9 protein-coding genes, 1 tRNA gene and 1 pseudogene are annotated in these 8,129 nt (G+C 66.5%); all 11 read left to right on the top strand.

Features of this window, described 5'->3' with window-relative positions; all coding sequences use genetic code 11:
* Positions 1-512: pseudogene (locus AC3XYG_RS28530) on the top strand (PLP-dependent aminotransferase family protein); the annotation flags it as partial.
* Positions 513-688: 176 nt separating this feature from the next.
* Positions 689-1,645, top strand: coding sequence for a pyridoxal 5'-phosphate synthase lyase subunit PdxS (gene pdxS, locus AC3XYG_RS28525; RefSeq protein WP_489143261.1), 957 nt, complete (start codon positions 689-691; stop codon positions 1,643-1,645).
* A complete protein-coding gene (pdxT, locus tag AC3XYG_RS28520) occupies positions 1,639-2,262 on the top strand; it encodes a pyridoxal 5'-phosphate synthase glutaminase subunit PdxT (protein ID WP_489143260.1) in 624 nt (207 codons plus the stop codon). The genes pdxS and pdxT overlap by 7 nt, the downstream gene beginning before the upstream one ends.
* Positions 2,263-2,403: 141 nt before the next feature.
* Positions 2,404-2,479: transfer RNA gene (locus AC3XYG_RS28515), tRNA-Trp, on the top strand.
* A gap of 34 nt (positions 2,480-2,513) precedes the next feature.
* Positions 2,514-2,711: a preprotein translocase subunit SecE gene (secE, locus tag AC3XYG_RS28510; protein ID WP_489143259.1), complete on the top strand. Its 198-nt coding sequence runs from the start codon at positions 2,514-2,516 to the stop codon at positions 2,709-2,711.
* A gap of 3 nt (positions 2,712-2,714) precedes the next feature.
* The gene (gene nusG / locus AC3XYG_RS28505; RefSeq protein WP_489143258.1) at positions 2,715-3,248 is read left to right on the top strand and encodes a transcription termination/antitermination protein NusG; all 534 of its coding nucleotides are present in this window, start codon (positions 2,715-2,717) and stop codon (positions 3,246-3,248) included.
* 167 nt (positions 3,249-3,415) lie between these two features.
* Positions 3,416-3,847 (top strand): 50S ribosomal protein L11, encoded by a 432-nt coding sequence (gene rplK, locus AC3XYG_RS28500; protein WP_489143257.1) that lies wholly within the window; start codon positions 3,416-3,418, stop codon positions 3,845-3,847.
* A gap of 7 nt (positions 3,848-3,854) precedes the next feature.
* Complete coding sequence (gene rplA / locus AC3XYG_RS28495; protein ID WP_489143256.1) at positions 3,855-4,562, top strand: 50S ribosomal protein L1; 708 nt, start codon at positions 3,855-3,857, stop codon at positions 4,560-4,562.
* Between the two features lie 374 nt (positions 4,563-4,936).
* Entirely contained in the window at positions 4,937-5,455 is a 519-nt protein-coding gene (rplJ, locus tag AC3XYG_RS28490; protein WP_489143255.1) for a 50S ribosomal protein L10, read from the top strand.
* A 51-nt stretch (positions 5,456-5,506) separates the two neighbouring features.
* Positions 5,507-5,881: a 50S ribosomal protein L7/L12 gene (gene rplL, locus AC3XYG_RS28485; protein ID WP_489143254.1), complete on the top strand. Its 375-nt coding sequence runs from the start codon at positions 5,507-5,509 to the stop codon at positions 5,879-5,881.
* Positions 5,882-6,005: 124 nt separating this feature from the next.
* A partial coding sequence (gene rpoB / locus AC3XYG_RS28480) for a DNA-directed RNA polymerase subunit beta (RefSeq protein ID WP_489143253.1) occupies positions 6,006-8,129 on the top strand: 2,124 nt, incomplete at its 3' end.

Raw genomic sequence — 8,129 nt, 5'->3', positions numbered from 1 at the left:
GCACCGTGTCCAAGGTGCTGTCGCCCGGCCTGCGCCTCGGCTACATGGTGCTGCCGCCGGACCTGGTCGGGCCGTTCCTGCACGCCAAGCAGCTGACCGACCGCCATACCGCCTCGCTCGACCAGGCGGTGTTCGCCCATTTCATCCGCGACGGCCATTTCGAACGCCACATCCGCCGCACCCGCCGGCGCAACCAGCGCCGCCGCGACGCGCTGGTGGCGGCACTGCAGGCCGCCTTCGGAACAGGCGTGGAGATCGAGGGTGCCAAGGTCGGGCTGCATCTCGTGGTCCGCTTCCGCGACGTACCGGTGACCCTGGCCAGCAGCATCGTCGAGGCGGCGGCCCTGCGCTCGGTCGGGATCGTGCCGGCCGAAGCTGCGTCCGGCGGGACGGACGGCCGCGCGGGATTCCTGATGGGCTATGCCGCGCTGGAGGAGGCTGATATCCGCCAGGGCGTCGCTCTGCTGCGCGATGTGGTGCAGTCCTTCCGCCGGGGCGGCGGGACGGCCTGAACGGCGGCGAAAAGGCGAAAGTGGTTCCATAAGATCGATGGAAATCTGAAACCACTAGTCATCGCGACCCCACCGGCTCGGGCTCAACCGGTTCCATGAAATCACCGGATTGGTGGATCTTATCCGACCGGTCGCACGGTTCTATCGTGCGGGCACATTTCGCTCGGAGATCCCTGATGACCACCGCGACCAACGGCACCACCAACGGCGCCACCCATGCCCCCGACACCGGTGCCCCGGCCCTGCGCCTGAAGACCGGCTTGGCCGAGATGCTGAAGGGCGGCGTCATCATGGACGTGACCGACGCCCGCCAGGCCGAGATCGCCGAGCGCGCCGGCGCCGTCGCGGTGATGGCGCTGGAGCGGGTGCCGGCGCAGATCCGGGCCGAGGGCGGCGTTGCCCGCATGGCCTCGCCGGTCAAGATCAAGGAGATCCTGGACGTGGTCTCGATCCCGGTGATGGCCAAGTGCCGCATCGGCCATTTCGTCGAGGCGCAGATCCTGCAGTCGTTGGGCGTCGATTTCATCGACGAATCCGAGGTGCTGACCCCGGCGGACGAGGCGCACCACGTCGACAAGCACGCCTTTACCACCCCGTTCGTCTGCGGCGCCCGCAACCTGGGCGAGGCGCTGCGCCGCATCGCCGAGGGCGCGGCGATGATCCGCACCAAGGGCGAGGCCGGCACCGGCGACGTGGTCCATGCGGTCCAGCACCTGCGCCAGATCGTCAAGGACATGCGCGCCCTGACCGTGCTCGGGCCTGAGGAGCTGTACACCGCGGCCAAGGAGCTCGGCGCGCCGTATGAGCTGGTCCGCCTGGTGGCGCAGACCGGGCGGCTGCCGGTGCCAAACTTCTCGGCCGGCGGCATCGCCACCCCGGCCGACGCCGCGCTGGTCCGCCAGCTCGGGGCCGAGGCGGTGTTCGTCGGTTCCGGCATCTTCATGCAGGATTCGCAGACCTTCGCCGAGCCGGAGGAAGCAGAGCGCCGGGCCCGTGCGATCGTCCGTGCCACCACCCATTACGACGACGCCGATATCCTGGCCGAGGCCAGCGCCGAGTGCCAGGGCGCAATGAAGGGGCTGGCGATCTCGACGCTGCAGCCGTCCCAGTTGCTGCAGACCCGCGGATGGTGACGGCGCAAGGGGCGGCCCCGGGTCGGCCGCCCCGCATCGGCGTGCTGGCCCTGCAGGGCGACGCCGATGCCCATGCCCGGGCGCTGGAGGAGGTCGGCGCCGTCGCGGTGCCGGTCCGCCTGCCGGCCCATCTCGCCGGCCTCGACGGGCTGGTGATCCCGGGCGGCGAGTCCAGCACGCTGCTGAAGCTGTCGGCGCGCGACGGCATGTTCGAGGCGCTGCGGGCCTACGCCGAAACGATGCCGGTGTTCGGCACCTGCGCCGGCTGCATCCTGCTGGCCCGCCGGGTGCTGCGGCCGGAGCAGGCGAGCCTCGGCGTGCTCGACGCCACGGTCGAGCGCAACGCCTATGGCCGCCAGATCGATTCGGCGATCCTGGCCACGCCGACCACCTTGCCCGGTGGCCCGATGGAGGCCGTCTACATCCGGGCGCCGCGCATCGCGGCCATCGGCCCGGGGGTCGAGGTGCTGGCTAAGCGGGACGGTGACCCGGTGCTGGTGCGCCAGGGACGGCTGCTGGCCGCGACCTTCCATCCGGAGCTGTCGGCCGACCGGCGGATCCACCGACTGTTCCGCGATATGGCGGCGGCCGGCAGCGAAGCGGACCGGGCGGCCTGACCGCGCCCTGCATCGCAAAAGCGGACCCGGTCAGGAACAGGTGTTGATTCCCGCACGCGCTTCCGCTAGAAGACCGTTCGCTCCGCGGTCAGGGCGGCGAGCGTGCCTCGTCGTGTTTCCTGAAGGCAGGGCGGTCCCCGGAGGAGTGTAGCTCAACTGGTAGAGCGTCGGTCTCCAAAACCGAAGGCTGGGGGTTCGAAACCCTCCACTCCTGCCACGCCCGCCTGACTCGGCGATTTGATTTGGTAGACATGGCCAAGACCAGCCCCGTCCAGTTCTTCAGGCAGGTTCGGCAGGAGACCCTCAAGGTCACCTGGCCGACACGGAAGGAGACCGCGATCACCACCGGCATGGTGTTCGTGTTCGTCATCCTGATGTCGATCTTCTTCCTCCTCGTCGATTGGGGTGCGGGCACGCTCGTGACCTCCGTCATCGGCATGGGGGGCTGAGCCATGGCGATTCGCTGGTACGTGCTGCACGTCTATTCGAATTTCGAGAAGAAGGTCGCGGAGTCCATCCGTGAGCAGGCCGAGCAGAAGGGCCTGTCCGACCACTTCGAACAGATCGTCGTGCCGACGGAAGAGGTCGTCGAGATCCGCCGCGGCCAGAAGGTCAACACCGAGCGGAAGTTCTTCCCCGGTTACGTCCTGCTGAAGATGGAGCTGTCCGACCGGGCCTGGCACTTGGTCAAGAACACGCCGAAGGTCACCGGCTTCCTCGGGTCCGGCAACAAGCCGATCCCGATCAGCGAGACCGAAGCGATGCGGATCATGAAGCAGGTCCAGGAAGGCGTGGAGCGGCCGAAGCCGTCCATCATCTTCGAGATCGGCGAGACGGTTCGCGTGGCCGACGGTCCCTTCACCAGCTTCAACGGCGTGGTGGAAGAGGTGGACGAGGAGCGTTCGCGGCTCAAGGTCGCGGTGTCGATCTTCGGCCGTGCGACTCCGGTGGAACTAGAGTACACGCAGGTCGAGAAAGTTTCGTGACGGTCCGCGCCTCTCGTTGAGGGGTGCATCCGTCGATCAGGACTCCCCGTGCTTCGGGCACGGGGCAGCTGGTGCGGGAGACCTCCCGGGAAGTCCTCCGGGGGTCGTGACCGCGCTTCCCCGTCCCTCCGGTTCCGCCGGAGGGATCAGTTGTTGAGGGATCAGAGATGGCAAAGAAGATCGTAGGTCAGATCAAGCTGCAGGGGCCCGCGGGCGCCGCCAACCCGTCGCCGCCGATCGGTCCGGCGCTGGGCCAGCGCGGTCTGAACATCATGGAGTTCTGCAAGGCGTTCAACGCGCTGACCCAGAACCTCGAGAAGGGAATGCCGATCCCGGTCGTGATCACGGCCTATGGCGACCGGACCTTCACCTTCGTCACCAAGACGCCGCCGAACACCTACTTCATCAAGAAGGCCGCCGGCCTCGCCAAGGGTAGCCAGACGCCCGGCAAGGGCGGCACGGTCGGCAAGATCACGATGACGCAGATTCGCGAAATCGCCGAGATCAAGATGAAGGATCTCAATGCGAACGACGTCGACGCGGCTGCCCAGATGATCAAGGGCTCCGCCCGATCGATGGGCATCGAGGTGGTGGAGTAAACCGGCCATGGCAAAGATTTCAAAGCGCATGCGCGCAGTGACCAAGGGGCTGAACCCCGAGGCCTCCTACGACCTGTCCGAGGCGATCAATCTGCTCAAGGGCGGGGCCAAGGCCAAGTTCGACGAGACGATCGAGATCGCGATGAATCTCGGCGTCGACCCGCGCCATGCCGACCAGATGGTCCGCGGCGTGGTCCAGCTGCCGAACGGCACCGGCAAGGACGTCCGCGTCCTGGTGTTCGCGAAGGGCGAAAAGGCCGAGCAGGCCCAGGCCGCCGGCGCGGACATCGTCGGCGCCGATGATCTCGCCAAGGAGATCCTCGAAGGCCGGATGGACTTCGACCGCTGCATCGCCACCCCGGACATGATGGGTGTGGTCGGTCGCCTCGGTAAGGTGCTCGGCCCCCGCGGCCTGATGCCGAACCCGAAGCTCGGCACCGTCACCGCCGACGTCGCCGCCGCGGTCAAGGCCGCCAAGGGCGGCGCCGTGGAGTTCCGCGCCGAGAAGGCCGGTATCGTCCATGCCGGCGTCGGCAAGGCTAGCTTCACTGCCGAGGCGCTGGTTGGCAACATCCGCGCGTTCGTCGAGGCGATCCAGCGCGCCAAGCCGGCCGGGGCGAAGGGCACCTACCTCAAGAAGGTGACCGTCACCTCGACCATGGGCCCGGGCCTGAAGCTCGACCTGGCGAAGCTGCACGAGAGCCACGGCGCCTGATCGGCGCCGCGGCCTTGAAGAATACGCTGCCCGAGAGGGCGGCGGCGCGCCCGAGAGGGCGCATCTACAGGATACGCCGCCCGGCAACGGGCGACGCTAGGTTGGGGCCTCGGCTCCATCCGAACCTGTCCGAGACTGCAGGGGCACCGCAAGGCGCTTAAAATCCACCTGCATAGACGGGAGTCGAACCCAATCAACGGCGGCGGCCGGACCTCGGTCCGGGCGTCGCGCGGGGCTTGGACTTCTGGGACAGGAGAGCGGATCGGTACCGGACCCACCTCACTTCGAGGGCAGGTCCAAGGGCCGGTCCAGTGTGGACTTGGGGTTCCAGTCCGGCTTCGGCCGGGGCGGGACCTCGACAACGGAGGCGATCCGTGAACCGTACACAGAAGACCGAGAAGATCGCCGCGCTGCAGGAGTCGTTCCGGACGGCGAACATGGTCGTTGTCACCCGCCAAGGCGGGATGACGGTGGCCGAATCGACCGATCTCCGGCGGCAAATGCTCGCGGCGGGGGCCTCGTTCCGCGTGACCAAGAACCGGCTCGCCCGCATCGCCCTTCAGGGCACCCAGTTCGAGCATCTGGCGGACCTGTTCACCGGCCCGACTGCCATTGCGTTCTCTCATGACGTGATTGCGGCGGCGAAGGTGGCGGTCGACTACGCCAAGAAGAACGACAAGCTGCAGATCATCGGCGGCGGACTCGGTTCTCAGCTGCTCGATCAGAAGGGTGTCGAGGCTCTGGCGTCGCTGCCGTCGCTCGACGAGCTGCGCGCCAAGCTGGTGGGCATGATCCAGACTCCGGCGACGCGTATCGCTGGTGTTCTGCAGGCGCCGGCCGGGCAGGTTGCCCGCGTCATCGGTGCCTATGCCAAGAAGGACGAGGCGGCATAGAGCCGCACCTGTTGAATCTGTACCCAGAAGACCCAAGTTTAGGAGAACGAAATGGCTGATCTTTCAAAGATTGTCGACGAACTGTCGAGCCTGACGGTCCTCGAGGCCGCCGAGCTGTCGAAGCTGCTTGAGGAGAAGTGGGGCGTGTCCGCCGCTGCTCCCGCTGCCGCTGCGGCTGCTCCGGCCGCTGCTGCTGCCGCCCCGGTGGAAGAGCAGACCGAGTTCAACGTCATCCTGACGGAAGCCGGCGAGAAGAAGATCAATGTGATCAAGGAGGTCCGTGCGATCACCGGACTCGGCCTCAAGGAGGCCAAGGATCTCGTCGAAGGTGCGCCCAAGTCCGTCAAGGAAGGCGTTACCAAGGACGAGGCCGCCAAGATCCGCAAGCAGCTCGAAGAGGCCGGCGCCAAGGTCGACGTCAAGTAAGACGGCGTGGCACTTCAAGCTGTTTGGTTAGTCTAGTCCGGGCGCGGTCGATCCCTCGGGGTCGACCGCGAACGGGCGTTTGTGTTTTGTCCTGTTCGGCATCTGTTGGAATTGAGGGGCTCCCATGGCTCAGACCTTCACCGGCCGTAAGCGCGTCCGCAAGAGTTTCGGGCGGATTCCCGAGGTTGCCCAAATGCCGAACCTGATCGAGGTGCAGCGCAGCTCCTACGATCAGTTCCTGCAGATGAACATCAAGCCGGCGAACCGCGCCGTGCTGGGCCTGCAAGAGGTGTTCCGGTCGGTGTTCCCGATCAAGGACTTCTCTGAACGCGCCGAGCTCGATTTTGTTTCTTATGAGCTCGAAGAGCCGAAATACGACGTCGAGGAGTGCCAGCAGCGGGGCATGACCTTCGCTGCGCCGCTCAAGGTGACGCTGCGCCTGACCGTGTTCGATGTCGAGGAGGATACGGGCCTGCGCTCGATCCGCGACATCAAGGAGCAGGACGTCTACATGGGCGACATGCCGCTCATGACGGCGAACGGCACCTTCATCATCAACGGCACCGAGCGTGTCATCGTCAGCCAGATGCACCGCAGCCCGGGCGTCTTCTTCGACCATGACCGCGGCAAGACCCATTCCTCGGGCAAGTACCTGTTCGCGGCCCGCGTCATCCCCTATCGCGGCTCTTGGCTCGACTTCGAATTCGATGCCAAGGACCACATGTATGTCCGCATCGACCGCCGCCGCAAGCTGCCGACCACCACGCTGCTGATGGCGCTGGATTCGGCCGAGACCGCGGCGCTGCGCGATGAGCGCCGCAAGGAAGGCCGTGGCCTGCAGCCCTATGAGGCGCAGGGCATGGGCCGCGAGGAGATCCTCAGCTACTTCTACCAGAGCGTCGCCTACGCCCGGACCAAGGACGGCTGGAAGACCGCCTTCGACGGCGAGCGCCTGAAGGGTGCCAAGCTGACCGCCGACCTGGTCGACGCGGCCTCGGGCGAGGTCGTGGCCCCGTCCGACACCAAGATGACGCCGCGCGTTATCAAGAAGCTGGTCGAGCAGGGCGTCACCGAGATCCTGGTCCCGGCCGAAGACCTGATGGGCCGCTATCTGGCCGGCGACGTGATCGACGAGAGCAACGGCGAGGTCTTCTTCGAGGCCGGTGACGAGGTCACGCAGGCCGTGATCGACCTGTTCGCCGAAAAGGGCTTCGACGTCCTGACGGTGCTGGCGATCGACCACGTCAATGTCGGCCCGTATGTCCGCAGCACCCTGGCGATCGACCGCAACGCCAGCCGCGAAGACGCGCTGATCGACATCTACCGCGTCATGCGCCCGGGCGAGCCGCCGACGCTGGAAAGCGCCGAGGCGCTGTTCAACGGCCTGTTCTTCGACCAGGAGCGCTATGATCTCTCGGCCGTCGGCCGGGTGAAGATGAACGCACGCCTGGGCTTCCAGACCGACGACCAGCTGCGCGTCCTGCGCAAGACCGACGTCCTGTCGATCCTGAAGATCCTGGTCGGCCTGAAGGACGGCCGCGGCGAGATCGACGACATCGACAACCTCGGCAACCGCCGCGTCCGCTCGGTCGGCGAGCTGATGGAGAACCAGTACCGCATCGGCCTCCTGCGCATGGAGCGCGCGATCAAGGAGCGCATGAGCTCGGTCGAGATCGGCAACGTGATGCCGCAGGACCTCATCAACGCCAAGCCGGCAGCGGCGGCGGTGCGTGAGTTCTTCGGCTCCTCGCAGCTCAGCCAGTTCATGGACCAGACCAACCCGCTCTCGGAGATCACCCACAAGCGCCGTCTCTCGGCCCTTGGCCCGGGCGGTCTAACCCGCGAGCGCGCCGGCTTCGAAGTCCGCGACGTGCATCCGACCCATTACGGCCGCATCTGCCCGATCGAGACGCCGGAAGGCCCGAACATCGGCCTGATCAACTCGCTCGCCACCTTCGCGCGCGTCAACAAGTACGGCTTCATCGAGACGCCGTACCGCAAGATCGTGAACGGCAAGGTGACGCCTGACGTCGTCTATCTGTCGGCGATGGAAGAGGCCAAGCACTACGTTGCTCAGGCGTCTGCGTCGCTCACCAACAAGGGTGAGTTCGCCGATGATCTCGTCGTTGCCCGCCACGCCGGCGACAACGGCCTGACTCCGAAAGAGTCGGTCGATCTGATGGACGTGTCGCCCAAGCAGCTCGTCTCCGTGGCCGCGGCGCTCATTCCGTTCCTCGAGAACGATGAC

The organism is Inquilinus sp. (assembly GCF_057815775.1).
This window is presented reverse-complemented; position numbering and strand designations above follow the sequence as displayed.

Coding starts and splice junctions, on each gene's coding strand:
- pdxS (WP_489143261.1), top strand. CDS start 689: ATGACCACCGCGACCAACGGCACCACCAACGGCGCCACCCATGCCCCC.
- rplL (WP_489143254.1), top strand. CDS start 5,507: ATGGCTGATCTTTCAAAGATTGTCGACGAACTGTCGAGCCTGACGGTC.
- rplA (WP_489143256.1), top strand. CDS start 3,855: ATGGCAAAGATTTCAAAGCGCATGCGCGCAGTGACCAAGGGGCTGAAC.
- secE (WP_489143259.1), top strand. CDS start 2,514: ATGGCCAAGACCAGCCCCGTCCAGTTCTTCAGGCAGGTTCGGCAGGAG.
- rplK (WP_489143257.1), top strand. CDS start 3,416: ATGGCAAAGAAGATCGTAGGTCAGATCAAGCTGCAGGGGCCCGCGGGC.
- pdxT (WP_489143260.1), top strand. CDS start 1,639: ATGGTGACGGCGCAAGGGGCGGCCCCGGGTCGGCCGCCCCGCATCGGC.
- nusG (WP_489143258.1), top strand. CDS start 2,715: ATGGCGATTCGCTGGTACGTGCTGCACGTCTATTCGAATTTCGAGAAG.